This window comes from Xanthomonas sp. LF06-19, assembly GCF_034105425.1.
Lineage (GTDB): Bacteria > Pseudomonadota > Gammaproteobacteria > Xanthomonadales > Xanthomonadaceae > Xanthomonas_A > Xanthomonas_A sontii.
Window position 1 is genome coordinate 1 of the sequence record NZ_JAXGGH010000015.1, and the last position, 25,931, is coordinate 25,931.

At 69.4% G+C, this 25,931-nt stretch carries 24 protein-coding genes and 1 pseudogene; all 25 read right to left on the minus strand.

Annotated features, from left to right (window positions below):
* Nucleotides 1-968, minus strand: a 968-nt coding sequence (locus SLW55_RS20055) for an MCP four helix bundle domain-containing protein (RefSeq protein ID WP_320745619.1), incomplete at its 3' end; no start/stop codon positions are given.
* A 431-nt stretch (nt 969-1,399) separates the two neighbouring features.
* Nucleotides 1,400-3,403, minus strand: a complete 2,004-nt coding sequence (locus SLW55_RS20060; protein WP_148827701.1) for a chemotaxis protein CheA — start codon at nt 3,401-3,403, stop codon at nt 1,400-1,402.
* A gap of 31 nt (nt 3,404-3,434) precedes the next feature.
* On the minus strand, nt 3,435-3,800 hold the full coding sequence (locus SLW55_RS20065) for a response regulator (RefSeq protein ID WP_010341778.1): 366 nt from the start codon (nt 3,798-3,800) through the stop codon (nt 3,435-3,437).
* On the minus strand, nt 3,797-4,105 hold the full coding sequence (locus SLW55_RS20070) for an STAS domain-containing protein (RefSeq protein WP_010341777.1): 309 nt from the start codon (nt 4,103-4,105) through the stop codon (nt 3,797-3,799). Before SLW55_RS20070 ends, SLW55_RS20065 begins: the two co-directional genes overlap by 4 nt.
* Before the next feature lie 109 nt (nt 4,106-4,214).
* Nucleotides 4,215-5,465, minus strand: coding sequence for a chemotaxis protein CheW (locus SLW55_RS20075; RefSeq protein ID WP_320745626.1), 1,251 nt, complete (start codon nt 5,463-5,465; stop codon nt 4,215-4,217).
* 224 nt (nt 5,466-5,689) lie between these two features.
* The gene (locus tag SLW55_RS20080; protein WP_017910758.1) at nt 5,690-6,472 is read right to left on the minus strand and encodes a ParA family protein; all 783 of its coding nucleotides are present in this window, start codon (nt 6,470-6,472) and stop codon (nt 5,690-5,692) included.
* Between the two features lie 143 nt (nt 6,473-6,615).
* A pseudogene (gene motD / locus SLW55_RS20085) lies at nt 6,616-7,425 on the minus strand (flagellar motor protein MotD); the annotation flags it as partial.
* A 1-nt stretch (nt 7,426) separates the two neighbouring features.
* Nucleotides 7,427-8,167, minus strand: a complete 741-nt coding sequence (locus SLW55_RS20090; protein WP_010341770.1) for a flagellar motor protein — start codon at nt 8,165-8,167, stop codon at nt 7,427-7,429.
* Nucleotides 8,168-8,497: 330 nt separating this feature from the next.
* The gene (locus SLW55_RS20095) at nt 8,498-10,249 is read right to left on the minus strand and encodes a chemotaxis protein CheA (RefSeq protein ID WP_043091957.1); all 1,752 of its coding nucleotides are present in this window, start codon (nt 10,247-10,249) and stop codon (nt 8,498-8,500) included.
* A gap of 4 nt (nt 10,250-10,253) precedes the next feature.
* Complete coding sequence (locus SLW55_RS20100) at nt 10,254-10,865, minus strand: protein phosphatase CheZ (RefSeq protein ID WP_010341543.1); 612 nt, start codon at nt 10,863-10,865, stop codon at nt 10,254-10,256.
* The gene (gene cheY / locus SLW55_RS20105; RefSeq protein ID WP_010341542.1) at nt 10,866-11,258 is read right to left on the minus strand and encodes a chemotaxis response regulator CheY; all 393 of its coding nucleotides are present in this window, start codon (nt 11,256-11,258) and stop codon (nt 10,866-10,868) included.
* 19 nt (nt 11,259-11,277) lie between these two features.
* The gene (locus SLW55_RS20110; protein WP_010341541.1) at nt 11,278-12,027 is read right to left on the minus strand and encodes an RNA polymerase sigma factor FliA; all 750 of its coding nucleotides are present in this window, start codon (nt 12,025-12,027) and stop codon (nt 11,278-11,280) included.
* A complete protein-coding gene (locus tag SLW55_RS20115) occupies nt 12,024-12,908 on the minus strand; it encodes a P-loop NTPase (RefSeq protein WP_010341540.1) in 885 nt (294 codons plus the stop codon). Before SLW55_RS20115 ends, SLW55_RS20110 begins: the two co-directional genes overlap by 4 nt.
* Nucleotides 12,895-14,520, minus strand: coding sequence for a flagellar biosynthesis protein FlhF (gene flhF, locus SLW55_RS20120; protein WP_320745620.1), 1,626 nt, complete (start codon nt 14,518-14,520; stop codon nt 12,895-12,897). Before flhF ends, SLW55_RS20115 begins: the two co-directional genes overlap by 14 nt.
* 170 nt (nt 14,521-14,690) lie before the next feature.
* Nucleotides 14,691-16,751, minus strand: a complete 2,061-nt coding sequence (gene flhA, locus SLW55_RS20125; protein WP_026143395.1) for a flagellar biosynthesis protein FlhA — start codon at nt 16,749-16,751, stop codon at nt 14,691-14,693.
* Between the two features lie 17 nt (nt 16,752-16,768).
* Nucleotides 16,769-17,899, minus strand: a complete 1,131-nt coding sequence (gene flhB / locus SLW55_RS20130; protein ID WP_267094063.1) for a flagellar biosynthesis protein FlhB — start codon at nt 17,897-17,899, stop codon at nt 16,769-16,771.
* A 105-nt stretch (nt 17,900-18,004) separates the two neighbouring features.
* Nucleotides 18,005-20,893, minus strand: a complete 2,889-nt coding sequence (locus tag SLW55_RS20135) for a diguanylate cyclase (protein WP_320745621.1) — start codon at nt 20,891-20,893, stop codon at nt 18,005-18,007.
* Nucleotides 20,894-21,127: 234 nt separating this feature from the next.
* Nucleotides 21,128-21,919, minus strand: coding sequence for a flagellar biosynthetic protein FliR (fliR, locus tag SLW55_RS20140; RefSeq protein WP_320741191.1), 792 nt, complete (start codon nt 21,917-21,919; stop codon nt 21,128-21,130).
* Entirely contained in the window at nt 21,919-22,128 is a 210-nt protein-coding gene (locus SLW55_RS20145; protein ID WP_267117272.1) for a hypothetical protein, read from the minus strand. The genes fliR and SLW55_RS20145 overlap by 1 nt, the downstream gene beginning before the upstream one ends.
* Nucleotides 22,129-22,406: 278 nt before the next feature.
* Nucleotides 22,407-22,676 (minus strand): flagellar biosynthetic protein FliQ, encoded by a 270-nt coding sequence (locus tag SLW55_RS20150; protein WP_010343869.1) that lies wholly within the window; start codon nt 22,674-22,676, stop codon nt 22,407-22,409.
* A 4-nt stretch (nt 22,677-22,680) separates the two neighbouring features.
* Nucleotides 22,681-23,511 (minus strand): flagellar type III secretion system pore protein FliP, encoded by an 831-nt coding sequence (fliP, locus tag SLW55_RS20155; RefSeq protein WP_026144375.1) that lies wholly within the window; start codon nt 23,509-23,511, stop codon nt 22,681-22,683.
* Nucleotides 23,512-23,513: 2 nt separating this feature from the next.
* On the minus strand, nt 23,514-23,930 hold the full coding sequence (fliO, locus tag SLW55_RS20160) for a flagellar biosynthetic protein FliO (protein ID WP_017911181.1): 417 nt from the start codon (nt 23,928-23,930) through the stop codon (nt 23,514-23,516).
* Nucleotides 23,927-24,202 carry a flagellar motor switch protein FliN gene (fliN, locus tag SLW55_RS20165; protein WP_223875781.1) on the minus strand — a complete coding sequence of 92 codons (276 nt, stop codon included), beginning with the start codon at nt 24,200-24,202 and terminating at the stop codon, nt 23,927-23,929. Before fliN ends, fliO begins: the two co-directional genes overlap by 4 nt.
* 59 nt (nt 24,203-24,261) lie before the next feature.
* Nucleotides 24,262-25,269: a flagellar motor switch protein FliM gene (gene fliM, locus SLW55_RS20170; protein WP_017909005.1), complete on the minus strand. Its 1,008-nt coding sequence runs from the start codon at nt 25,267-25,269 to the stop codon at nt 24,262-24,264.
* Nucleotides 25,270-25,282: 13 nt separating this feature from the next.
* The gene (locus tag SLW55_RS20175; protein WP_017909004.1) at nt 25,283-25,801 is read right to left on the minus strand and encodes a flagellar basal body-associated FliL family protein; all 519 of its coding nucleotides are present in this window, start codon (nt 25,799-25,801) and stop codon (nt 25,283-25,285) included.
* Nucleotides 25,802-25,931 lie beyond the last annotated feature (130 nt).

Consider the following 25,931-nt stretch of genomic DNA (forward strand, 5'->3'; position numbering starts at 1 on the left):
TTGGCGTATTCGTTGAGCACGCCGATGGCGTCGACGATGGCGTCCAGGTGCTCGAACATCATGGTGTTGATGCCCTTGCTCAGCTCGCCGTACACGCCCGGGAAGTCCTGCGGCATGCGGTGGGACATGTCCTTGTCGGCATGCAGTTCGATCATCAACGCGGTTTCGCTGGAGAAGCGCTGCAACTGGGTCTGCATGCGGCCCATCGCGACCAGCAGGCGGCCGGGTTCGTCGCGCGCATCGGTGGCCACGTCGTTGTCCAGGCGTCCATCGGCAATGGCTTCGGCGGCGCGGGTGGCCTGGTTCAGCGGTCCGGTCAGGCTGCGGGTGATGGTCCAGGCCAGCAGGCCACTGACGATCAGCACGGCCAGGCCGCCGCCGAGCAGCATGTTGCGGCCATCGGTCATCGCCTCGGTGGCCGTGGCATAGGCCTGCTTCATCTGCGCGTCCTGGATATCGGCGTTTTCCCGAATCTTGGCCTGCCAGGCGGCGGTGGCCGGTCGCGCCTTTTCGTTCAATAGGGCTTGCGCTTCGTCGTTGCGATTGGCCGCGCCGAGCGCAATCACCTGATCGTTGAGCTTGCCTGCGACCGCCCGTTGCGCATCGATCTCCGCGCGCAGCGTGCGGATGCGCTCGCTGGTGTCCTGGAACGCATCGAGTTGCCTGCGCATCTCCATGTAGTGCGCGCGATGCTGCTTGATTTCCGCCAGTGCTTCCCGGTTGAGCTGGTCGCTGCTCACCATTGCCAAGGTGCCGAGGGCGACCAGGATGTTGGCGTTGTCGTCGAGCATGCCGTTGCTGATGCGGATCTTCTCGACGTTGATCTTGACGATATGGTCCAGCTCGTTCCGCGCCCGCGACATGGACAGCAGGCCGGCCGCGACCAGCAGGCAGGACAGCAGGATCAATAGGCCGAACGCGCCGCCGAGGCGGCGGCCCACGTTGTAGCGTTGCAAGAGCGACGTCATGTTGGAACCCCCTGAAAATGGACGAGTCACGGCGTGATCGGTAGCAGGGAAAACCGGTCGTAATGCTGGTTTCATCTGTGATGAAGTGCGAAAAACAGGCGAGAGGCATGCGAAAACATGCGCTCAAGCCACGCCAACACGACACACGACCCGTTTTCCCCGTTGCTGCGGCACGGCTTCAGCGACCGGCAGCTCCTCCGATCGCTCCCCTGAAGCGCCGGTTCCACCTCCCCAGGTGTGACCGGCACGCACATGTAGACAAAAACTGTGCGCTCAATGGGCTATCGGCAATCGCGGCGGGTTCTTTAGGGCCGCGTTGCGGTGTTTGCAGGTCGGATGGCGGGCATCTGCGTGCAGCGCGCACCGCAAACGAAAAGCCCCGGCATCGCTGCCGGGGCTCGTGTGTGGCGTGGTGCGGGAGGGCGGGGCGGTCAGGCCGCCTGCTGCACCCGCAGCGAGCGGACCAGGCCACCGATGTCCACGATCAGGGCGACGCGGCCGTCGCCGAGGATGGTGGCACCGGAGATGCCGCTGATGCGCCGGTAGTTGTTCTCGATGTTCTTGACCACCACCTGCTGCTGGCCGATCAGTTCGTCCACTTCCAGCGCCAGCTTCTGTCCGTCGGCCTCGACCACCACCACCAGCGGTTCTTCGCTCTGCTCGATGCGGCCGAAGCCGTAGGAGTCGCTGAGCGAGAGGATCGGCAGGTATTCGCCACGGACCCGCAGCACGCGGCCTTCGCCGGCCATGGTGCGGATGTCGTCGGCCTTGGGCTGCAGCGCCTCGATGACGTAGGCCAGCGGCAGGATCAGGGTCTCGCCCGACACCGCCACGGTCATGCCGTCGAGGATCGCCAGGGTCAGCGGCAGGCGGATCAGCACGCGGGTGCCGCGGCCGGATTCGCTTTCCAGTTGCACTTCGCCGCCCAGGCCCTGGATGTTGCGGCGGACCACGTCCATGCCGACGCCACGGCCGGACAGGTCGGTGACCGCGTCGGCGGTGGAGAAGCCCGGGGCGAAGATCAGGTCCCAGACCTGCGCATCGCTCGGGTTGTCCGGCACCGCGATGCCGCGTTCGGCGGCCTTGGCCAGGATGCGGTTGCGGTTGAGGCCGGCGCCGTCGTCGCTGACTTCGATGACGATGTGGCCGCCCTGGTGCGAGGCCGCCAGGGTGATGGTGCCGGTCTCGTCCTTGCCGGCGGCGCGGCGCGCCTCCGGCAGTTCCAGGCCGTGGTCGATCGAGTTGCGCACCAGGTGCACCAGCGGATCGGCGATCTTCTCGATCAGGCCCTTGTCCAGCTCGGTGCCCTCGCCGATCGTGCGCAGGCGCACCTGCTTGCCGAGGCGGGTGGAGAGGTCGCGGACCAGGCGCGGGAAGCGGCGGAACACCGCGTCCACCGGCAGCATGCGCACGCCGATCACCGCTTCCTGCAGGTCGCGGGTGTTGCGTTCGAGCAGGTCCAGACCGGCGAACAGGCGCTCGGCCACCGCCTGGTCCAGGCCGGTGGAGACCTGCTTGAGCATGGCCTGGGTGATGACCAGTTCGCCGACCAGGTTGATCAGCGCGTCGACCTTGTCGACGCTGACGCGGATTGAGCTTTCCGCTTCGTGCGCGGCGGCGGCGTTGCCGGCCGGCGCGTTGGCAGCCACGGCAGCGGCCGGCGCCGCGGTGGCGGCGGTCGGCGGCGCGGTCAGCACCGGCGCCGGCGCGGTGGCCAGGCTCGGCGGCGGCACCGGACGGATCTCCAGTTCGCAATCGTCGATGACCCAGGCGAAGGTGTCTTCGATCGCGCTGCGCGGGATCTTGCCGACCAGGCCCAGGTCCCAGGCCAGGTAGGCCTCGAGCGGATCGAGTTCGGCGAAGCCGGGCAGGCGCGTGCTGCGGCAGGCGACCTGCAGCGGGCCGAGGTGTTCGAGTTCGCGGATGATGCGCAGCGGGTCGTTGCCGCTCATGAACAGCGACGGCGCCGGGGTGAAGCCGATCTGCCAGGCTTCCGGCTCGGCCGGCTGGTTCGCCGCCGGGGTGGCGACGGTGGGCGCGGCCGGGCCGCCGTTCAACGCGTGCTGCAGGCGCTCGTGCACGGCCTTGACCGCGGCCGGATCGGCCGGGACGCCGTGTTCGGCTTCGCGCAGCAGGGCGCGCAGCACGTCCACCGAGCCGAGGATGGCGTCGATCGCGTGCGCTTCGACTTCGCGCTTGCCGGCGCGCAGTTCGTCGAGCAGCGTCTCCAGCACGTGGGTGAGGCCGGCCATCGCCTCGAAACCGAAGGTGGCGGCGCCGCCCTTGATCGAGTGCGCGGCGCGGAACACCGAGTTGATGGTCTCGGGGTCGCGATTGCCTTCTTCCAGCGACAGCAATCCGGCTTCCATCGCATCCAGCCCTTCGCGGCTTTCCTCGAAGAAGGTGGCGTGGAAACGTTGCAGGTCCATGCTCATGGGGCGGGAATCCGGAAAAGGAGGGGAGGGATCAGCCCAGGACTTTCTGGACGGTGGCGATCAACTGTTCGGGATTGAACGGCTTGACCAGCCAGCCGGTCGCACCGGCCGCCTTGCCCTCGGACTTCTTCTCCGCCGCCGACTCGGTGGTCAGCATCAGCATCGGGGTGAACTTGTAGTCCGGCAGCTGCCGCAGTTCGCGGATCAGGGTGATGCCGTCCATGTTCGGCATGTTGACGTCGGTGACCACCGCGTTGAAGCGCTGGCCCTTGGCGCGGCCCAGCGCGACCGCGCCGTCTTCGGCTTCTTCGACGGCAAAGCCGGCCGAGGTGAGGGCGAAGGAGACCATCTGGCGCATCGACGCCGAATCGTCCACTACCAAGATACGTGCGCTCATGCCGCGTTCTCCACAGATTTCAGATTGTCAGGGGTTGCAGGAAGGCCCAGCGATTCGCTGACCCCTAGCAGGCGTGCCGCGTCGCGAAAGGTGGCGTTGCAGGCCTCGAATTCGGTGCGCTTGCCGTCCTTGCGACGGGCATCGACGAATGCGCACAGCACCTGTACGGATGCGGTATGGATGCGGCGGACTTCGCCGGCGTCCAGCCGCAGCACGTCGTCCGACGCAAGGAACGCGGTCAGGCGTTGTTTCAGGTCGGCGCTGGTCTCGATACCGAGATCTTCGCCAAGTGGGACTGTGCTCATCATTGCTCCGCACCAATGGTTCTATGGCAGATAACGGCCGTGGCCTGAAAAGCTTTAGCGGCGCTTGGAAAGTGCGGCACCGTTCCCAGTTGCCGCCCGCCGGCCCGGGTCAGTGCAGCAGTTGCTCGGCGTCGAGCAGGATCATCGGCTGCTGCGCCAGCCGCGCCACGCCGCGGAACAGATGGTTGGAAATGCGGCAGATGCGGGCGTTGTCCGGCGGCTCGATCTGCTGGTCGCTGAGGCTGGCCACGTCTTCCACCGCGGACACGCGCAGGCCCAGGGTCTCGCCGTTCTCTTCCAGCACCACCACCCGGGTCTGCATGTCCATCTCAATCGGCGCTGCGCCCAGGTGCACGCCGAGGTCGAGCACAGGCACCACCTGGCCGCGCAGGTTCATGATGCCGAGCATGGCCGGCGGCGTGCCGCGCAGCGCCAGCAGCGGCACCGGCAGCACCACTTCCTGCACCTTCAGCAGCTCCAGGGCGTAGGCCTGCTCGCCGCAGCGCAGGCGCAGCCAGCGGGTGCGGCGCTCGGCCAGGCGTTCGGGGGCGATGGCCGAGCCATGCGGCACGCTTGGCGCCATGAAGGCCTGCAGGTTCGGCGGCAGCTTCGCGCCGGCGGCCTGGGCGCGGCTGGCTTCGGCGCGGCGTTCCGGCGGCACCGCCATCGGCGGACGCTTGACCGCGCGCGCGGCGGCGGCATCGTCTTCGGCGGCCAGATCGCGCGGCACGGCGGCACGCTGCCGCTCCATCGCCGCGACCGCGTCCAGGTCGGCCTGGCGCTCGGCCTGCTGGGCCGGCGTCAGCGCGGCGGGCGCCGGTGCTGCTTGCGACATGATGCCGGCCAGGGCCGGATCGGAGTCGGCTTCGGCCAGGACCGCGGCAGCGATCTGCTCGGGCGTCGGGCCGGCCGGGGCAGGCGCCAGCGCCTGCTGCGACATGATGCCGGCCAGGGCCGGATCGGAATCGGCTTCGGCCAGCACCGCGGCAGCGATCTGCTCGGGGGTCGGGCCGGTCGGGGCAGGCGCGGGCGCCTGTTGCGACATGATGCCGGCCAGGGCCGGATCGGAGTCGGCTTCGGCCAGGACCGCGGCGGCGATCTGTTCGGGCGTCGGACCGGCCGGCGCGGGCGCCAGCGCCTGCTGCGACATGATGCCGGCCAGGGCCGGATCGGAGTCGGCTTCAGCCAGGACCGCGGCGGCGATCTGTTCGGGCGTCGGACCGGCCGGTGCGGGCGCCAGCGCCTGCTGCGACATGATGCCGGCAAGGGCCGGATCGGCATCGGCTTCGGCCAGGACCGCGGCGGCGATCTGTTCGGGGGTCGGGCCGGCCGGTGCGGGCGCCAGCGCCTGCTGCGACATGATGCCGGCCAGGGCCGGATCGGAGTCGGCTTCGGCCAGGACCGCGGCAGCGATCTGCTCCGGGGTCGGTCCGGCCGCGGCCGGGGCGGGCGCCGTCGTCGCGGCGTCCGCTTGCACGTCGGCGACCGCGACCGGCGCTGGGCTCGGCGGCACGGCCTTCTGTTCCTCGGCGATCACGTCGTGGAGCAGGCCTTCCAGATAATCGTCGATGACCCCGGGGGTGCTCATGCGGCTTGCTCCATCGGCGTGGCGTCGCTGGCGATCAGCCATTCCAGCGCGCGGCGGTAGGCGGCCAGGCCGCGACCCGGGTAGTCGCCCGGCACGCCGGCCACCGTCAGCGCCTTGACGTTGCAGATCTTGGTGTCGACCGGGATGGCGTCTTCCCACACCCGCTCGCCGTAGCTGTCCTGCATCTGCCGCAAGGTCTCGTTGCCGGCGCGGGTGCGCTTGTCGAACAGGGTCGGCAGGATCGACGCGGGCAGCGGCCGGCGCCGCGAGCGCTCGACCATGTCCACGGTGCGGACCATGCTGGCCAGGCCGTGCAGGGCCAGGGGCTCGGCCTGGGTCGGGATGATCACGCGGTCGGCCGCCGCCAGCGCGTTGATCATCAGCAGGCCCAGGGTCGGCGGGCAGTCGAGCAGGATGTAGTCGTGCTGGCCGGCGTGGCGGGCCATGGCCTGCTGCAGCGCCAGGCCCAGGCCGGGCTGGTTGGCGCTGCGCCGTTCCAGCGTGGCCAGCGCGGTCTGCCCGCAGACGAAGCTCAGACGCTCGACCGCGGTGTCGCGGGCCAGCGCGGCGAGTTCGCCCGGCGGGGTCGCGAACAGGTCGAGCACGCCCGGCGGCTGCGGTTCCTGCGGCACGTCGAAGGCCCGGGTCAGCGAGGCGTGCGGATCGAGATCGAGCATCAGCACGCGGTGCCCGAGCATGGCCAGCCCACGGCCCAGGGCCAGCGTGGTGGTGGTCTTGCCCACGCCACCTTTCTGGTTGGCGATCGCCCAGATGCGCATCAGTTGACTCCTTCAATGGCAGGTACTGCGCGGGGGCCGCCGGCGTTGCCGGGGGCCGCCGCGGCGGGGGGTGTCGGGGTGGCCGGTGCGGCGCCGGCGCTCAAACGATCGGAGGCCGACGGCGTCGCATCGCCGCTGTCGCCGGAGTCGGCCAGGATCACCAGCACCACGCGGCGGTTGGCGTTGCGGCCTGCCGGCGTGTCGTTGCTGGCGCGCGGGCGGAACTGGCCGTAGCCGATCATCGACAGCCGCGAGGGCTGCAGGCCCTGGTCGGCGAACAGGTGGACCACGCTGGCCGCGCGCGCCGCCGACAGTTCCCAGTTCGAGGGGAACTGCGCGGTGGCGATCGGGGTGTTGTCGGTGTAGCCCTCCACGCGCACCCCGTTGGGCACGCCGGACAGCACCTGCGCCAGTTCGGACAGGGTGGCGCGCGCGCTCTGGTCGAGCGCGGCCGAGCCGGAGCCGAACAGGATGTCGCTGTTGATCTCCACTTCGATCCACAGCCCGGCGCGGCGCACGGTGATCAGCTTCTTCTGGATCAGCGGCGCCAGCGCGGCGCCGAGGCGATCGGCGATGCTGTCGAGCTGGCGCTGCGCGCGTCGCAGCTGCTGCGCGTCGCGCAGGTCGTCGCCGCGCTGCGCGTTGCCCGAGGGCAGGCGGTTGGGATCGGGCAGGGTCAGCGCCGGGCTGGACTTGATCGGGGTCGGCCGCTCGCCGCCCTGGCCCTGCAGCGCGTGGTCGCCGACCTGCACCGGACGCAGGGTCGTCGGGGTGCCGCCGAACGCGGCGCTCATCGCGTCGGCCATGACCCGGTACTTGGCTTCGTTGATCGTGGACAGCGCGTACATCACCACGAAGAAGGCGAGCAGCAACGTCATCAGGTCGGCATAGGGGATGGCCCATGCCTCGTGGTTGGCGTGCTCGTCGTGGGAGTGCTTGCGGGCCATTGGCAACTCAATGCAAGAATCCGGCCAGTTTCGATTCGATGTTGCGCGGGTTCTCGCCCTGGGCGATGGCGATCAACCCTTCGATGATCATTTCGCGTTCGCCGCAGCTGTGCTTGATCACGCTCTTGAGCTTGGCGGCCATCGGCAGGAACAGCAGGTTGGCCGAGGCGATGCCGTAGATGGTGGCGGTGAACGCGGCGGCGATGCCGTGGCCGAGCTTGCTCGGGTCGGCCAGGTTCTTCATCACCGCGATCAAGCCCAGCACCGCGCCGATGATGCCCAGTGTTGGCGCGTAGATGCCCATGCCCTCGAACACCTTGGCCGCGGCCAGGTCGCAATGTTCCTGGCCTTCCAGGTCGATCTCCAGCATGTGCCGGATCGCTTCCGGCTCCACGCCGTCCACCAGCATCTGCAGGCCCTTGCGCACGAACGGATCCTGCTGCTGCGGCACCTGGTTCTCCAGCCCGAGCAGGCCCTGGCGGCGCGCGATGTTGCTCCATTCCACGATCTGCTTGAGCAACGCCTGGCGGTCGCTCGGCGGCGGCCACAGGATCCACTTGGCGATCTGGAACGCACGGCGGAACACGGACGGCGGGGTATGCACCAGGATCGCCGCGACGGTGCCGACGATCACGATCACGAACGCAGCCGGCGACCACAGCGCCGAAATGCCGGCGCCCTTGAGGATGCTGCCGCCGATGAGCGACAGAATCGCCAACAGCAGGCCGATGAGACTGAGCTTGTCCATGCAGGAGGTATCGGCCAGGGGGCTTGGGACTTGATGGGTTGGGGGCCGGGAATGGGGAATGGGGAGCCGATGAAGCCGGGATTCGGGAATGGGGATTCGGGAATCGCAAAAGCGCGCGCACGCCAACCGTTCATCCCGGCTCTATCGCGTCGCGGCTGAAGCCGCTCCCACATTGGGGAGTGAGGTACACGGGAGCTGCTGTTGCGATTCCCGAATCCCAGCCTCACCGCGTCGCGGCTGAAGCCGCTTCTACGGCGGAATCAGGGGAAAACGAAGCGCCAGGGAACCCGCTCCTGCGATTCCCCATTCCCCATTCCCCAATCCCGGCCCTCAAGCCTTCAAGCCATCCACATCCAGGATCAGCGCCAGGCGGCCGTCGCCGATGAGGGTGGCGCCGGCGTAGCCGGGCAGGCCGCGCAGCGAGCGCGGCAGCGGCTTGATCACCACTTCCTCGCGGCCGCGGACCTGGTCCACGACCAGGCCCATGCGCGATTCGCCGGCCTGCAGCACCACCACGGTGAGCAGCGGCAGTTGCGGGGCGTCGATGTTGAGCCACTGGCGCAGGTCCACCAGCGGCAGGGTGTGCGACTGCCGGTCGAGCACGGCGCGGCCGTCGAACCAGCCCAGCGAGCGGCGCGGGGCGTGCAGCACTTCCACCACGCGCGCCAGCGGCAGCGCGTAGACGGTATCGCCGGCCTGCACCAGCAGGGTCGGCAGGATCGCCAGGGTCAGCGGCACGCGGATCAGGAAGCGGCTGCCGCGGCCCAGTTCCGACTGGATCTGGATCTGCCCGCTGAGTTCGCGGATGCGCGACTGCACCACGTCCATGCCGACGCCGCGGCCGGAGATGTCGGTGACTTCGGATTTGGTCGAGAAGCCGGGCAGGAACACCAGGTGCAGGCATTCCTCGGTGGTCAGGCGGGCGGCGGCCTCGGGGTCGATCAGGCCCTTCTCGCGGGCCTTGGCGCGCAGCCGTTCCGGGTCGATGCCGGCGCCGTCGTCCTGCACCTCGATGCTGACGTAGTCGCCTTCCTGCTGCGCCGACAGGCGCACATGGCCGCCGCGCGGCTTGCCTGTGGCTTCGCGCAGCGCCGGGGCTTCGATGCCGTGGTCGATCGCGTTGCGCACCAGGTGCACCAGCGGATCGGCCAGCGCCTCGACCAGGTTGCGGTCCAGTTCGGTGTCGGCGCCGATCAGCTCCAGCTCCACTTCCTTGTTGAGCGAGCGGGCGACGTCGCGCGCCACCTTGGGGAAGCGCGAGAACACCTTGCCGACCGGCTGCATGCGCGTGCGCATCACAGCCGACTGCAGGCGCGCGGTGGCGATGTCCAGGCTGCTGACCGCGCGGTCCAGTTCCTCGTCGCGCAGGCGCACGCGCAGGGTCTTGAGGCGGTTGCGCGAGAGCACCAGTTCGCCGATCAGGTTGACGATCGCGTCCAGGCGCTTGGTGTCCACGCGCACGGTGTGTTCGGGCTCGGCGGCCTTGGCCGGGGCGGCCGCGGCCTTGGGCGCGGCGCTGGGCGCGCGCGGCGCCGGCTGCAGCGCCTGCGGCGTGGCCGTCGGCGGCGCATCGCCGTGCAACTGGTCCAGCAGCGCTTCGAATTCGTCGTCGCTGATCAGGTCTCCCGCGGCCGCGGCGGTGGCCGGGACGGCGGCGGGCGCGGGCGCGGCGCTCTTCGCGGGTGCCGGCGCCGGCGCGTCGTCGCCGTGCGCGTCGAACTGCGCGATCAGCTCCGGCGGCGCGCGCGGCGGCTCCTGGCCGCTGCCGAAGGCATCGAGCATCGACTGCAGGTAGTCCAGCGACTGCTGCGCGGCGTCGAAGTGCCGCGCCTGCAGGGTGGCCTGGCCGGCACGGGCCATGCCCAGGGTTTCCTCCGCCGCGTGGCACAGCTCGACCATGGCGTTGATCGCCAGGAAGCCGGCGCCGCCCTTGAGCGTGTGGAAGCCGCGGAACACGGCGTTGAGCTGGCCGCTGTCCTCGGGCGCCTGCTCCAGCGACACCAACTGCTCGCCGAGCCGGTCCAGGATCTCCTGGGCCTCGATGATGAAGTCGGCAGCGATGTCGTCGGGTACGGCGCTCATAGCGTTACAGTCCCAGGCCCGAGAGCAGGTCGTCGGCGTCGTGCTGCGACACGCCGTGGCGGTCCAGGCCGGGCAGGGCCGGGCCGGCCAGGCTGCCGTCGGCCTTCTTGTTTTCTTCCTTCGGCGGCAGACCCAGCGCGCCGAAGCCTTCGTGCACGCGGCGCACGATGCCGGCGACGCGACGGATGATCTGCCCGGTCAGGTCCTGGAAGCTCTGCGCCAGGGCCATTTCGGTGAGGTTGTGGCGGATCTTGTCGAGGATCTCGCTCTGGTCGCCGCTGAGGCCGCCGGCGGCGAGCTGGTCGGCCAGCGCACGGCATTCCTCGGCCAGGTCCAGGGTGCGGTGGCTGGCCTGTTCGGTCATCTCCACCACGTGGTCCAGGCGCGAGCAGGCGTCGTCCAGCTCGCCGGCCTCGCTGGGCACCACCGGCAGTTCGCCGAGCGCCTGCCCCAGGTCGCGTGCGAGCCGGCTCAGGCCCTGCATCATCGGCCGCGTGCGCCAGGCGGCGAGGGTGTCGATCTCCCTGCGCCAGCCGGCCTCGTCGCCGTTTTCCAGCGCGTCCAGCGCGCCTTGCAGGCGTTCGATCAGGGCGGTACGTTCGGCGGTGGCTTCCATTTAGGCGGTCGCTCCCAGGCGTTCGAAGATCTTGCCCAGCTTCTCCTGCAGCGTCTGCGCGGTGAACGGCTTGATGATGTAGCCGTTCACGCCGCACTGCGCGGCCTCGATGATCTGCTCGCGCTTGGCCTCTGCCGTGACCATCAGCACCGGCAGGTGCTTGAGCTTGTCGTCGGCGCGGATGTTGCGCAGCAGATCGATGCCGGTCATGCCCGGCATGTTCCAGTCGGTGACCACGAACTCGAACGGCGCCGAGCGCAGCGCGGCCAGGGCGCTGTTGCCGTCTTCGGCCTCGGCGGTATTGGTGAAGCCCAGATCGCCGAGCAGATTCTTGACGATGCGTCGCATCGTCGAGAAATCGTCCACGATCAAAATCCGCATGTTCTTGTTCACCACTGACTCCTAAGGGTTCCTATTCTTCGTCTTCCAGACCGGCATCGGCGACCTCGAACGCCTTCAGGCGTCCGCGCAACCGTACCGTGGCCTGGCCATGGATCTGACACACGCGCGACTCGCTGACCCCGAGCACCGCGCCGATTTCCTTGAGGTTCAATTCCTGCTCGTAGTACAGCGACAGCACCAACTGCTCGCGTTCGGGCAACTGCGCGATGGCCTTGCCCAGCTCGCGGCCGAATTCGCTGCGCTCGAGCATCTGCTGCGGATTGGGTCCGCCCTTGGCGATGGTATCCAGCTCGCCATGGTCCTCGATGCGCGACTCCAGGCTCAGCACCTGGCCGCGGGCGGCATCTTCCATCAAACGCAGGTATTCGGGAAGCGGCATGTCCATCGCCGCGGCCACTTCGTTGGCGGCGGCGGCGCGGCCGGTGCTCTGTTCGATCTTGCGGATCGCCGAGGCGGCGTCGCGGGCGCGGCGGTGCACCGAGCGCGGCACCCAGTCGCCGCGGCGGATCTCGTCGATCATCGCGCCGCGGATGCGGATCGAGGCGTATGTCTCGAACGAGGCGCCCTGTTCGGCGTCGTAGCTGCGCGAGGCCTCGATCAGGCCGATCATGCCGGCCTGGATCAGGTCGTCGATCTCGACGCTGGCCGGCAGCCGCGCCGCCAGGTGGTGGGCGATGCGCCGGACCAGGTCCGAGTGCTGGGTGATGTAGTCGTTGGCGCTGTTGCGCTGGACGGCGCGGTAGTGGGCGGCGGCGTTCATGCGGCCACCCCGCGCTGGATGATGCGTTCGACGAAGAACTCGACGTTGCCGCGCGGGGCGGTCGGCGCCTGCCAGCGCGCGGTGCGCCGGGCGATCTCGGAGATCGCCTGCGCCGACGGGCTGGACGGGTAGGCCTTGACCACCGGCTGCTGGCGCTGCACCGACAGGCGCAGCCAGTCGTCCTGCGGCACGCAGCCCAGGTAGTTCAGCGACACATCGCCGAGGAACTTCTCGCAGACCCGGCTGAGCTTGTCGTACAGCAGGCGGCCTTCGTTGAGGTCGCGGACCATGTTGGCGACGATCTGCACCCGGTCCACGCCGCGCTCGCGCGAGAGGACCTTGATCAGGGCGTAGGCGTCGGTGATCGAGGCCGGCTCGTCGCAGACCACCACCACCGCGTCCTGCGCGGCCTGGCAGAAGGTCAGCACGCTGTCGGTGATGCCGGCGGCGGTGTCGACGATCATCACGTCCAGCTCGCGCTGCAGCTCGGAGAACACGTTGACCAGGCCCACGTGCTGGGCCGGCGGCAGCTCGGCCATGTAGCGGCGGCCGGAGGCGGCGGGCACCACCATGAGCCCGTTGGGCATGTCGATCAGCACCTCTTCCAGGGTGCAGCGCCCGGCGACCAGGTCGGCCACGGTGAACTTGGGGGTCAGCCCGAGCAGCACGTCGACGTTGGCCAGGCCCAGGTCGGCGTCCAGCAGCAGGGTGCGCTTGCCCATGTCGGCCAGCGCCATGGACAGGTTCACCGAGATGTTGGTCTTGCCCACGCCGCCCTTGCCGCCGGTCACGGCGATGGTGCGCACCGGACCCAGCGGTTCGCTGCGCGTCGCCGACAGGGGGAAGGCATTGGTCAGATTGACGTAGTCACGCGACGGCATGGGTCTGCTCCGGAGTACAGGGCTTATCGGCAGCGCGCCGCAAATCTTCAAGGCGCAATACCAGGCTGGCGGCGTTGGCGCGGTGCAGGTCGTCCGGCACACGCTGTCCATCGGTCACCCAGGTGATGGGGAGGCGGTGGTCCACGACCACCGACAAGGCACTGCCGAACCGCCCGGTCTCGTCCAACTTGGTCAGGATGACTCCCTGTGGGTCGGCGCCGGCGAACCGGCGCACCACCTCGTCCAGGTCGGAGAAATGGGCGTTGGCGGGGAGGACCAGCAAGGATCGGACCACCCGCGAGGCGCGCAGCCAGTGCAGCTGGGCGGCCAGGGCGCGGTCGCGCTGGCCCATGCCGGCGGTGTCGATCAGTACCAGCTTGTAGTCGGCCAGGCGCTCCAGCAGCTGCTGCAGCGCGGCGTCGCTGTCGGCCTCGTGCACGGCGATGCCGAGCTGGCGGCCGTAGCTGTGCAGCTGTTCGCGGCCGCCGACGCGGATGGTGTCGGTGGTGACCAGGGCCACGTCGCGGGCGGCATGGCGCTCCAGGAAGCGCGAGGCCAGCTTGGCGATGGTGGTGGTCTTGCCGGCGCCGGTCGGGCCGATCAGGGCGATCACGCCGCCTTCCTCGAGCGGGTCCAGCGCGGCGATCGGCAGGCGCTTGGACAGCAGGCCCAGCATCAGCCCGCGGCCGCGGTGCAGCTCCAGGTCGGCGGGGATCTGCATGACCACGTCGCGGGTGATGCCGCTGTCGAAGCCGTAGTCGTCCATCAGCTCCAGCGCCTGGGCGCGGACCGGCGAGCCGCGCAGGCGCTCGTCGGTGAGGCGGTTCATCTCGCGCTCGATCATCTGCCGCATCAGCGACAGTTCGTCGCGCAGCTGCGTCAATTGTTCGTCGTTCTGCGGGGCGGGGAAGGTCGGCACTGCCGCCAGCGCCGCGGCCGCCGGGATCCCGGCAGCGGCCGGCGCATCGGCGGTCGCGACGGGCGCGGCCGGGGCCGGGCTCGCCACCGGGGTCAGCGCCACCGCGGGCACGTCGTCGCGCCAGGCCGGCACGGCCTCGGCGGCCGGCGCCGCGGTGGCGGCGGCGAACGGACTGGGCATGGGCACGCTGATCGGGGCGTTGCGGAACACGTCCTCGGGGATGCTGAACTCCGCGCGGCCGGTGACCGGCGCTGCGACCTTGGCCGGGGCGGCCTGGCGTGCGGCGGCAGCCGGGGCGGCCGCGGCGGGCATCGCCGAGGCGGCCAGCGCCGCCGGCTGGGTCAGCGGCCGTGCCGGGGAAGCGGCCGGGGCGGCCGGCGCGGCACTGCCGCGGCGCTCGCTGATCGCGGCCATCATCGCCATCGCCGGGCTGGCGGCGGCGTCGCCGCGTGCGGCACGCGTGGCCGCAGCGGCCGGCGCCTGGCTCGCCGCGGCGGCGCGCGGCGCCTCGTCCGGGCGCACCGCATCCAGCGCCCGCTGCACCAGGGCCTCGTCGTAGTTGCTGGCGGCCACGATCTCGATGCCCTCGTCGGTGCGCCGGTTGGACAGGATCACCGCATCCGGCCCGTGCTCGTCGCGCACCATCCGGAAGGCGGTGCGCATGTCGGGGGCGACAAAGCGTTTGATCTTCATGGGTGGGAGCCGGGAATGGGGAATGGGGAATGGGGAATGGATGCGTGATCGGTGCCGATACGTGGCGGGCCGCGGTGTCGTGTCCGGTTTTTCGTGATCGTGTTCATTGCTCTCTCCGCTGCCGGGGCAAGGGTGCGATTCCCCATTCCCTGTTCCCGTTTCCCGTCATCTCAACTGATCGTGCCCACCAGCTTCAGCCGCTTGTCCTCCGGCACTTCGCTGTAGGACAGGACCGACAGCGCGGGGACGCTGTGGCGGACCAGGCGGGCGAGGGCGGCGCGGACCTGCGCCGGCACCAGCACCACCGCCGGTTCGTTGCGCGCCTCCTGCTTGCTCACGCAGTCCGCCAGACTTTGGTGCAAGCGTTCGGCCAGTCCGGGTTCCAGCGCCGCGCCGTTGCCCTGGGTAGAGTCCTGCAAGACGCGTTCCAATTGCGGGGCCAGGGTGAACACCGGCAGTTCCGGGGCCATGCCGGCGATCTCCTGGACGATGAACCGGCCCAGGGCGTTGCGCACCGCGGCGGTGAGCGCGCCGGGTTCCTGACTCTGCGGGGCGTGCTCGACCAGGGCCTCGACGATCTTGCGCAGCTGCCGCACCGGGATCTTCTCGATGAGCAGGTTCTGCAGCACCCGCACCACCACCGACAGCGGCAGCGCCTTGGGGGTGAGGTCCTCAACCAGCTTGGGCGCGCTCTTGGCCAGGGTCGCCAGCAACTGCTGCACTTCCTCGTGGCCGAGCAGTTCCGGGGCGTGCTCGCGGATCAGGTGCGAGAGGTGGGTGGCGATCACCGTGGCCGGGTCGACCACGGTGTAGCCCATGGTCTCGGCCTGGGCGCGCAGGTGCGGCTGGATCCAGATCGCATCCAGGCCGAACGCGGGGTCCTTGCCGGGGATGCCGTCGATCTTGCCGAGCGCGCCGCCCGGGTCCAGCGCCAGTTCGCGGTCCGGGTGGATGTCGGCGGTGGCCACCGGCACGCCGTGCACCAGCAGGCGGTAGGCGTTGGCCGGCAGTTCCAGGTTGTCGCGGATGTGCACCGGCGGCACCAGGAAACCGATGTCCTGGGTCAGCTTGCGGCGCACGCCCTTGATCCGCGCCATCAACTCGCCGCCCTGGGTCTTGTCCACCAGCGGGATCAACCGGTAGCCGACCTCCAGGCCCAGCGGGTCGATCGGACGCAGTTCGTCCCAGCCCAGTTCGGCATTGGCCTGAGCGGCGGCCGCGGCCTGCGGCGCCGCCTCGGCCGCAGCCGGCGGCGGCAGCAGGCTGCGCTTCCACATCTTCCAGGCCAGCAGGCCCAGGATCAGCGCCAGCGTCAAGAAAGCGACGTTGGGCATGCCCGGGATCAGGCCGACCAGGCCCAGGATCGCCGCCGCCACCGCCAGCGCCTTATGCTGGCCGAACACCTGGCCCATCATCGAGGCGCCCATGTCCTGCGAGCGCGAGGCGCGGGTGACCAGCATCGCCACCGCCGAGGACACCAGCAGCGCCGGCAGCTGCGCGACTAGGCCGTCGCCGATCGACAGCAGGGTGTAGGTGGAGGCGGCCTGCGCCACCGGCATGCCGTGCTGCAGCACGCCGACCGCCATGCCGCCGATCAGGTTGATGAACAGGATCAGGATGCCGGCGATGGCGTCGCCGCGGATGAACTTGCTGGCGCCGTCCATCGAGCCGTAGAAGTCCGCTTCCTCGCGCACTTCCTCGCGGCGGGCCTTGGCTTCCTCGCGGGTCAGCAGACCGGCGTTGAGGTCGGCGTCGATCGCCATCTGCTTGCCGGGCATGGCGTCGAGGATGAAGCGCGCGGTCACTTCCGACACGCGCCCGGCGCCCTTGGTGATGACCACGAAGTTGATGATGGTCAGGATCGCGAACACCACGATCCCGACCGCATAGTTGCCGCCGATCACGAATTCGCCGAAGGCCTCGATCACCTTGCCGGCGGCGCCGTGGCCGCCCTGGCCGTTGATCAGGATCACGCGGGTGGAGGCCACGTTCAGCGCCAGGCGCAGCATCGTGGTCATCAGCAGCACGATCGGGAAGATGCTGAACTCCAGCGGCCGCTTCACGTACACCACCGCCAGCAGGACCATCAGCGAGATGGCGATGTTGAAGGTGAACAGGGCGTCCAGCACCGGTGCGGCCAGCGGCACCACCACCATCGCCAGCATCAGCAACACGATCACCGGGGCGCCGAGCCCGTGCTTGATCATGTCCATGACTTTGCGCGTGTTCATCTGCGCGGCAGGCTGACTCATGGCTGGCTCCCCGGGGCGAATTCATCCACTTCCAGCGGCGGCAACGGCGGCATCGGCCCGCTGCGCCAGGCGCGCAGCGTGTAGACGTACGAGAGGACCTGCGCCACCGCGGAATACAGTCTCACGGGAATTTCCTTGCCGAGTTGGCCTTCCCTATACAAGGCGCGTGCCAAAGGCGGCGCCGAGATCACCGCCACGCGGTGCTGCTCGCCGACCTCACGGATGCGGAAGGCGATCTCGTCCACGCCCTTGGCGACCACGGTGGGGGCGCGCATGCGCCCGCTCTCGTACTTCAGCGCCACCGCATAGTGGGTCGGGTTGACCACCACCACGTCGGCCTTGGGCACGGCTTCCATCATCCGCCGCTGCGACATCTGCATCTGCATCTGGCGGATGCGGCCCTTGACCTCGGGGCTGCCGTCGCTTTCCTTCATTTCCCGGCGCACTTCCTCGCGGGTCATCTTCAGTTTGCGGATGTAATTCCACTTCTGATAGGGCGCGTCGATCGCCGCCAGCAGCGCCAGCGCGCCGGCGGTGTACAGCAGCAGCTTCAGCGTGAAGCCCAGGCCGTGGCCGATGGCCTGCTCCAGCGGCTGCAGCAGCAGGCCGCGCAGGAAGTCGGTGCTGCCCCACAGGCACAGCATCGCGGCGCCGCCGACGAAGCCCATGCGCAGGATCGACTTGAGCAGTTCGACGATGGTCTCGGCGCCGTACATGCGGCTGAGCCCATTCATCGGGTTGAGCCGGTCGAACTTGGGGATCAGCGCCTGGCCGGAGAAGCGCAGGGTGCCCATCAGCACCGGCGCGGCGAAGCTGGCCGCCAGGCAGATGCCGACCAGCGGCAGCACCACCCAGAGCAGGTTCAGCAGCAGGTCGCCGAAATGGCCGAACATCGCCTGCGGATGCTCGCGCAGCGACAGGTCCGGGCGCAGCGCCTGTTTCAGCCAGGCCACCGCACCGGCGGCCATGGAGGTGGACAGGCCCATCAGGGCGAAGACGCCGGCGCTGAACACCGCGGCCGTCGCCAGTTCGCGCGAATGCGGGATGTTGCCCTGTTCGCGGGCTTCGCGCAGACGTTTGTCTGTTGGCTGTTCTGTGCGCTCTGCGCCTTCTTCGCTCTCGGACATCGGGGGTGCGCTCGGCCAGGATCGACCCTGCGCACTGCAAGGACCGTGCCGGTCCCTGGCCCGGATTCCGGGCGCTGCCGCCGCGCCTCTCGGCCGCGGCGGTGGCTAGGCGAGTTGCAGCTCGACCCGGTCGCGGCCCAGCCGCTTGGCCTGGTACAGCGCCGCGTCGGCGCGCGCCAGCAGGTGCTGCAGCGGTTCGCCCGGTCGATACCAGGCCACGCCGATCGAGGCGGTGATCGCCAACTGCCGCTCGCCGATGCGCAGCGGCTGCCCGGCGATGGTGGCGCGCAGGGCCTGCAGCCGCTCGCCGCAGCTCGGCGGCAAGCCGGGCAGCACGGCCAGCAGTTCCTCGCCGCCGTAGCGGCCGACCAGGTCGGCGTCGCGCAGGTTGGCGCCCAGGCGCCGCGCCACCTCGATCAGCACCGCGTCGCCGACCAGGTGGCCGTGTTCGTCGTTGATCCGCTTGAAGTGGTCGAGGTCGATCATCGCCACTGCCAGCGGGGTCTGCTCGGCGTCGCTGCGGCGCATCTGCGCCGCCAGCGCCTCGAGGATGCCGGCGCGGTTGAGCAGGCCGGTGAGGGCGTCGTGCGAGGCCTTCACCGCCAGTGCGGCGCGGGCGATCTCCAGTTCGCGCTTGTCGTGTTCCAGCTCCTCGGTGCGCAGCGCCACCAGTTCGGCCAGTTCGCGCTGGCGCTGGTGCAGGCGGCGTTCGCGCCAGTGCAGCAGGGCCACCGCCAGGCCGCCGCCGAGCACCAGGTACAGCGCGATCATCGGCTGGCTGCGCCACCACACCGGAGCCACCGAGAACGCCACCCGCAGCGGCGCCGAGGCGCTGCGCCGGTAGGCGTCCAGCAACTGCACCTCCAGCACGTAGTGGCCCGGCGCCAGCGGCGGTTGCTCGAACTCGAAGTTGGGCGTGTGCAGCCAGCGGGTGTGTGCGCCCTCGAAGCGATAGCGGAAGCTGATGCGGTTGCGCTCGTCGTACAGGTCCGGCGAGCCGACCGCGATATGCAGCGGATCCTCGCTCCAGCGCAGGCGCGCGCCCGCGGCGATGGCGGCGCCGGCACGGCTGAACTCCTTGAGCGCCAGCCTTGGCGACTGCGCCGGGAACAGCCGCGCCGGATCCAGCAGATGGGTGACGCCACGGCTGCTGCCCAGCCATACCGAGCCGTCGTGGTCTTCAAGGAAGGCCGATTCGGACATGTCGTTCCAGAGCAGCCCCTGCGCCTGCGTCAGCCGCGACCAGGCGCGGCCGTCGTAGACGTCCACGCCCTGGTTGTGGCTGATCCAGATCCACCCGTTGCGGGTGCGGCGCAGGCTGTACAGCTGCAGGCCGCTCAACTGCGCATCGGCCGGCTGCAGGTACAGGGTGTCGCCGTCGAGCCGCCCTTGCCAGGCCCCGGGTCCATACAGGCTGGCCCATGCCTGGCCATCGTCCAGGACCAGCAGCTTGCTGAGCACGGGTTGCGCCGGCGCACCATCCACGATCAGCCGGATCGGCGTCCAGGTCTCGCCACGCAGTCGGAACACGCCGGTCATGCCCACCGCCAGCACGCTGCCGTCGCCACGCTGCTGGATGTCCGAATACTCGCCACCGGGCAGCGCCTGCACCTTCTGCGGCACCGCGTCGGCGTCGGCCGCCGCCAGCAGATACACCCCGCGGTTGCTTAGGATCCACACCCGGCCGCTCGCATCCACGAACAGCTGTTTGGCGATGCCGTCCAGCGGCGGGTAGGCGCGCAGCAGCCGGCCCTGCGCGTCGTATCGGCGCAGCGCGCCGACCGAGCCGATGCTCCACAGCGTGCCGTCCGCGGCGCGTTGCAGGCCGATCATCTGCGTGCCGTTGTCGCTGGGCCAGCGCTGGAAACGGCCATCCTCGCGCAGGCGGTCGACGCCGCCCTCGTTACCGACCAGCAGGTCGCCGCGCTGGGTGCGCTGGATGCTCCAGGTCGGCGCCCGACTGATGCCCTGCGACACATCCCAGTTCTCGATCCAGCCGTAGCCGTTCCAGCGCAGCACGCCTTCGCCATCCATGCTCAGCCACAGGTCGCCGGCCTGGTCGAAGTGCATGGCGACGATGCTGCCCTCGGGCAGGCCGTTGCGACGGTCGAAACTGCGCCAGCGCCCCTGTTCCCAGCGCGCCAGGCCCTGGTTGGTCCGCACCAGCACCCGGTGCTGCGGGTCCAGCAGGATCGGCGTGCGCCAGGTCACCAGGGCCGGTCCGTCCAGCCCGGGGGGTGTCTGCTCCTGGAAGCGCGTCGCGCCGGCCTGCAGCCGCATCACCTTGCGGCTGCCGACGACCCACAGGTTCCCGTCGCGGTCGCGCACCGCATTGCGCCAGAATTCGGCGGGCAGGCCCTGGGCCTGGTCGTAGCGGGTGGCGCGACCGTCGGCATCGATCCGGCACAAGGCCTTGGCGCAGCCCAGCCACAGTGTGTCGTCGACGACGAACAGGTCGTGGATGTCGGCCAGCTCCGGTTGCCGCGCCAGCGTCGCCGCATCGAACAGGGGCTGCAGTTCCCATCCCTTCGCATCGGCCTTGCGCACCGCGCGCAGCAGGCGGTGGTCGTCCAGCACCACCGTGCCCCAGGCCGGTGCGGCCAGGCGCGGGCGGTTCAGCTGGCGATGCGACGGCAGGCTGTTGTGGTCCAGCGGGAGCCACCGTGCCGGCGCGCCGTCGTCCACGTAGATCGCATCGAAGGTGGCTACCCACAGCCGCCGCTGGGCGTCCTCGGCGGCATCGGAGATGTAATGGCCGCCGTGGCCCTGCAGCTTCACTTGCTGGAACTGGTCGCCGTCGAAGGCATACAGGCCGCTTTCGCTGCAGACCAGCAGGCTGCCGTCGCGACGCTGCAGCAGACAGGTGCCGGCCAGGCCGAGCAGACCCTGGTCCTGCGCATAGTGCCGCAACGGGATCACCTGGGCCTGTGTCGCCCCGGTGCATGTCAGTGCCGACAGCAGCAGCCACAGCGGCCCCCACAGGCATCGACCCATGACCGTGCGCATGCGCGCTCAGCCGCCGCTGCACCGCCGTGGGACACGGCGATGGCAGGCACGAGCGGGCGCTGGCGGGCGATAGGGCATGGCGTACGGCGAGCGATGGAAGGAAGGACGGACCGCGGCGATCGACGGGATCCGGGACGGTCGGCGCTGCCGCCGCCCATCCTGGCTCGCCAACGGTAGCCTGGCGTCGGTATCGGCCGCGTCGCGGCGCAGCTTGAGCGCCGGCTAGGCGGTCAGCGCGCGCGCGGCGTTGAAGGCGGCATCGAACAGCCGCTGCACCGGCGCCCCCATCTCGCCGACCAGCACCGCCAGCAGCGCCAGGCCCAGCACCACCGCCACCGGCAGGCCGAGCTGGATCGGGTTCAGCGATGGGGCCGCCTTGGCCAGCGCGCCGAAGGCCAGGTTCACCGCCATCATCGCCACCATGACCGGCAGCGCCAGGGTCACCGCCCCGCGCATGATGCTCATGAAGAAGTTCGGCGCCACCGAGGCCATGGCCTGCGCATCGGGCAGCGCGGTACCGATCGGCAGCGCCTTGTAGCTGTCCACCAGCAGCGACATCACCGCCAGATGCCCGTTGGCGGTGAAGAACATCATGCCGAAGGCCAGGTAGAACCACTGGCCGATCACCGGCGAGTTGACCCCGCGCAGCGGATCGGCCATCTGCGCGAAGCCCAGGCCGGTGCTCTGCGAGACCAGTTCCCCGGCCATCGCCCCGGCCTCGAAGATCATCCGCAGCATGAAGCCCATGCTGGCCCCCACCGCCAGCTCCCGCGCCACGCTGAGCACCACCGCGGCATTGAACCCGTCCCAATCCGGCACCGGCGGCAGGATCGGCGCCAGCGCAATCGCCAGCGTCCCGGCCAGGATCACCCGCACCCGCCCCGGCACCGCCTTGCTCCCGACCATCGGCATCACCGTCAACATCGCCCCGATCCGCAGCATCGTCCACAGCACCGCCCCGATCATCGCGAACGCCCGCGACCCATCGACGACCATTTGCGTGGCGGCATCCATCAGCCCGAGACCCCGTTAACCGCAACAAAAGAACGCCCGGTGGCGCCAGCGCGAAGCCAACGCCCCACCATCAATGGCGCCCCGGCCGGCCCCTGACCAACCAAGGACACCGCACGATTGGCAACGACGCCAAAGCCAAAGCTGCGATAGCCGCAGCTGCCGCTTTTGCGGTTGCTGTTGCCGTTGCTGTTGTTTTGCTCTTGCTCCACCGGGTCCCCTCCGCAGCGGCGGAGCTGGCGGGCAAAACCCCCCACAGGGGGGCGGCGCACAGGGATGTGCGCCGTTTTCGGCCGGGGCACGATGCCCCGTCCGAAAATCCCGCTAGCGGAGCGGACCCGCGCAGCGGGCGCGAAGGCGGGGTGTGCTTTCTTTTGGTTACTTTTCTTTGCACAAGCAAAGAAAAGTGACTCGCCGCCAGGCGAAAGCTGTTGCTCTTCAACCGAGAAAAGACTCCCAGCAGCAAGGAGGCGAAGCGCAGCCATCCCCGCTACCCAATCAAATGCGGAATACGCTGAAACAGCATCGTCGTGTACTCCACCAGATGCGCCAGCAACATGCTCCCCGTCGCAAACAACATCGCCGTCAACGCCACCACCTTCGCGATGAACGCAATGGTCGGCTCATTGAGCTGCGTCGCCGCCTGGAACACACCGATCACCACACCCACCGCCAACATCGCCAGCAACAACGGCCCCGCCACCCACAACACCGTGATCAACCCGCCACGCAACTCCGTCAGCGCCAGTTCCGGACTCATGGCCTCAGACCCCGTTGAAACTGGCGGCCAGCGTGCCGACCGTCAGCACCCAGCCATCGACCAGCACGAACAGCAGAATCTTGAACGGCGCCGAGATCAGCATCGGCGACATCATCATCATGCCCATCGACATCAGCACGCTGGCCACCACCAGATCGATGATCACGAACGGGATGAAGATCAGAAAGCCGATCTCGAACGCCGTCTTCAGCTCGCTGGTCACGAACGAGGCCACCAGCACCTGGAACGGCACCGCATCCGGGCCGCTGTAGGTGCCGTTGCCGGCCATGCCGGCGAAGGTCATCAGGTCGGTCTCGCGCACCTGCGCCAGCATGAACGCGCGCAGCGGCTGCGTGGTCAGCGTCCACGCCGTCTGGAAATCGATCTGGCCGTTGAGATACGGGCTCATGCCCTGGCCCCAGGCCTTTTCCCACACCGGCATCATCACCAACGCGGTCAGGAACAGCGCCAGGCCCATCAGCACCTGGTTGGACGGCGTCTGCCCGGTGCCCAGCGCCTGCCGCAGCAGGCCGAGCACGATGGTGATGCGGGTGAAGGCGGTCAGCACCAGCAGCAGCGACGGCAGCAGGGTGATGGCCGTCATCAGCAGCAGCGTCTGCAGCGGCAGGCTCACCGGCTGCGCGCCGATCTTGCCGACGTTGACCTCCGGCAGCGAGGGCAGGGTGGGCGCGGCGTTCTGCGGATTCTGCGCGGTCGGCGTGGCGGCGGGCGCCTGCGCGGCCTGCGCCCAGGCAAAGGCGGGCAGCAGGCTCAGCGTCAACAGGATCAGCAGCAGGCGCAGCCGGCGGGCGTTGCGGTTCCAGAAAAACGGCATGATCATTTGTCCTTGCGCAGCTTCTGCGCCAGAAGCTGGGCGAAATCGGGAAGCTGCTTGAACGGCTTGATCGAGGGCAGGGTCGGCGCAGGCGCCTGCGGCAGCGGCTCGGGCAGCTGATGCAAGGTGCGTACCCCGCCGGGCGAGACGCCGAGCAGCAGCTGTTCGCCGTTGACCTCGACCACCACCACCCGCTCCTTGGCGCCGACCGCCAGGCTGGCGACCACGCGCAGGCCTTGCGCCGGGCGGAAGCCGCTGCCGGGCAGGCGCTTGAGCACCCAGGCCATGGCCAGGATCAGGCCCAGCACCAGCAGCAGCGCGAACACCGCGCCGAGCAGGCTGGGCGCCGACGGCGCCGCGTTGCCGACGCCCGAGCCGTGCTTGGCGGTCTGCGTGGCGACGGCGAGCAGCAGGCTCACCGCAGTCTCCGGATGCGCTCGCTGGGGCTGACCACGTCGGTCAGGCGCACGCCGAAGCGGTCGTTGATGGTCACCACCTCGCCGTGCGCGATCAGGGTGCCGTTGACGTAGACGTCCAGCGGTTCGCCGGCGCCGCGCTCCAGTTCCACCACCGAACCCTGATTGAGCTGCAGCAGGTTGCGGATCGGAATGCGGCTGCGGCCGACTTCCAGCGACAGCGTCACCGGCACGTCCAGGATCACGTCCAGGTTTAGGTCGTTGGACTCGGCCATGGCGTCCGGCTGCAGGCTGTCGAACTGGGCCGGCGCCGGCTGGGTGGGATCGGTTTGGGTCATGGCAGGTCTTCCTGGGGAGCGGGTCGGCGGCGCAGCGCGCCGGGGGGATGGGTGGCGGTGATCTTCACCGCGTTCTGGCCGTGCGAGATGCCGAACTCGCCGGTGAACACCGGGATGTTCTCCACGCACAGCGGCACCTGCTTGGGCAGGTCGATCGGCAGCACGTCGCCGATCTTCAGCCGGGTCAGCTCGCGCAGGCTCATCTGCTTCTGCGCCAGCACGCTGGAAATGGTGACCTCCGAGCCGAACAGCTGCTCGCGCAGCATGATGTTCCAGCTCTCGTCGCGGTCCACGCGGTCGCTCTGGATGCCGGCGTCGAGCAGTTCGCGGATCGGCTCCAGCATCGAATACGGCAGGGTCACGTGGATCTCGCCGCCGCCGCCTTCCAGCTCCACGTGGAAGCGGCTGACCACCACGTACTCGCGCGGGGTGACGATGTTGGCGAAGTGCGGGTTGACCTCGGAATTGAGGTACTCGAACTCCACCTCCATCACCGGCGCCCAGGCTTCGGCCAGGTCGGCGAAGGTCTGCTTGAGCATCAGCTGGATCACCCGCATCTCGGTCGGGGTGAACTCGCGGCCCTCGATGCGGGTGGGATAGCGGCCGTCGCCGCCGAAGAAGTTGTCGACCACGGTGAACACCAGGGTCGGCTCGAACACGATCAGGCCGGTGCCGCGCAGCGGCTTGAACTTGATCAGGTTCAGGTTGCTCGGCACGTACAGCGAGTGCATGTAGTCGTTGAACTTGATCAGGTCGATGCCGCGCACCGACAGGTCGGCCGAGCGCCGGATCAGGTTGAACAGGCCGATCCGCCACAGGCGCGCGAAGCGCTCGTTGACCATCTCCAGGGTCGGCATGCGCCCACGGATGATCCGGTCCTGGCTGGAGAAGTCGTAGCTGCGCGCCTCGCCCGGCTCGGCCGGCGCCGGCTCGGTGTCCACCACGCCCGCGTCGACGCCATGCAGCAGGGCATCGATCTCGTCTTGGGAGAGCAGGTCGGTCATCGCGGCAGCGCCTTTACTGGGTCACGAAGCTGGTGAACAGGAGTTCTTCCACGCACTTCTTGCCGGTCTCGGCGGTCATCAGCTTCTGCGCGTCGGCCAGCGCCGCGGCCTGCAGCTTCTTGCGCCCATCGATGTTGGCGATGTCCTGCGCCTGCACCTGCGAGAACAGCATCAGCAGGTGCGCACGGATCGCCGGGGCGTTCTCGGTGATCAGCTTCAGTTCTTCCGGGTCGCGGGTCATCAACTGCACTTCCAGCTGCAGGTAATGCGGGCCGTCTTCCGCGCCGCCGTTGAGATTGACCACGAACGCCGGGTCCATCGCGAAGTACTGCGCCGGCTTGGGGATCTCGGCGGTCTTTTCCTCGGCCTTGGCGTGGCCGCCCTCGGGCTTCTTCAGGAAGAAGAACGCGCCGGCACCGCCGCCGCCCAGCACCAGCACCGCCGCGACGACGATGATCAGCAGCTTCTTCTTCGACTTGCCGCCTTCCGGGGCGTCCTTGGCGTCTTTCTTGGATTTGTCGGCGGCTGACACTGAGCGGGCTCCTGAGGGGGGTCTGCCCCTGAGGATGCAATCGCCGTGCCGAAACCGGGCGCCTGGCGCGCCGGGTGTTTGACGGCGCCGCCGCGCGCCATGCCGGCGCGGGCCGAGACCGTTGTGGGAG

Bases quoted from the DNA above. Each gene is read 5' to 3' on its own strand.
- fliN (WP_223875781.1), bottom strand. From the start codon at position 24,202: ATGGCCGAGTCCAACGACCTAAACCTGGACGTGATCCTGGACGTGCCG.
- flhB (WP_267094063.1), bottom strand. From the start codon at position 17,899: ATGTCCGAGAGCGAAGAAGGCGCAGAGCGCACAGAACAGCCAACAGAC.
- SLW55_RS20090 (WP_010341770.1), bottom strand. From the start codon at position 8,167: ATGGACAAGCTCAGTCTCATCGGCCTGCTGTTGGCGATTCTGTCGCTC.
- SLW55_RS20115 (WP_010341540.1), bottom strand. From the start codon at position 12,908: ATGCCGTCGCGTGACTACGTCAATCTGACCAATGCCTTCCCCCTGTCG.
- SLW55_RS20075 (WP_320745626.1), bottom strand. From the start codon at position 5,465: ATGTCGCAGCAGGCGCTGGCGCCCGCACCGGCCGGCCCGACCCCCGAA.
- flhA (WP_026143395.1), bottom strand. From the start codon at position 16,751: ATGAACACGCGCAAAGTCATGGACATGATCAAGCACGGGCTCGGCGCC.
- SLW55_RS20065 (WP_010341778.1), bottom strand. From the start codon at position 3,800: ATGAGCGCACGTATCTTGGTAGTGGACGATTCGGCGTCGATGCGCCAG.
- SLW55_RS20150 (WP_010343869.1), bottom strand. From the start codon at position 22,676: ATGAGTCCGGAACTGGCGCTGACGGAGTTGCGTGGCGGGTTGATCACG.
- SLW55_RS20060 (WP_148827701.1), bottom strand. From the start codon at position 3,403: ATGAGCATGGACCTGCAACGTTTCCACGCCACCTTCTTCGAGGAAAGC.
- SLW55_RS20135 (WP_320745621.1), bottom strand. From the start codon at position 20,893: ATGGGTCGATGCCTGTGGGGGCCGCTGTGGCTGCTGCTGTCGGCACTG.
- SLW55_RS20110 (WP_010341541.1), bottom strand. From the start codon at position 12,027: ATGAACGCCGCCGCCCACTACCGCGCCGTCCAGCGCAACAGCGCCAAC.
- fliM (WP_017909005.1), bottom strand. From the start codon at position 25,269: ATGACCGACCTGCTCTCCCAAGACGAGATCGATGCCCTGCTGCATGGC.
- SLW55_RS20080 (WP_017910758.1), bottom strand. From the start codon at position 6,472: ATGCGCATCTGGGCGATCGCCAACCAGAAAGGTGGCGTGGGCAAGACC.
- SLW55_RS20095 (WP_043091957.1), bottom strand. From the start codon at position 10,249: ATGAGCGCCGTACCCGACGACATCGCTGCCGACTTCATCATCGAGGCC.
- SLW55_RS20100 (WP_010341543.1), bottom strand. From the start codon at position 10,865: ATGGAAGCCACCGCCGAACGTACCGCCCTGATCGAACGCCTGCAAGGC.
- SLW55_RS20070 (WP_010341777.1), bottom strand. From the start codon at position 4,105: ATGAGCACAGTCCCACTTGGCGAAGATCTCGGTATCGAGACCAGCGCC.
- fliP (WP_026144375.1), bottom strand. From the start codon at position 23,511: ATGCCGTTTTTCTGGAACCGCAACGCCCGCCGGCTGCGCCTGCTGCTG.
- fliR (WP_320741191.1), bottom strand. From the start codon at position 21,919: ATGGATGCCGCCACGCAAATGGTCGTCGATGGGTCGCGGGCGTTCGCG.
- flhF (WP_320745620.1), bottom strand. From the start codon at position 14,520: ATGAAGATCAAACGCTTTGTCGCCCCCGACATGCGCACCGCCTTCCGG.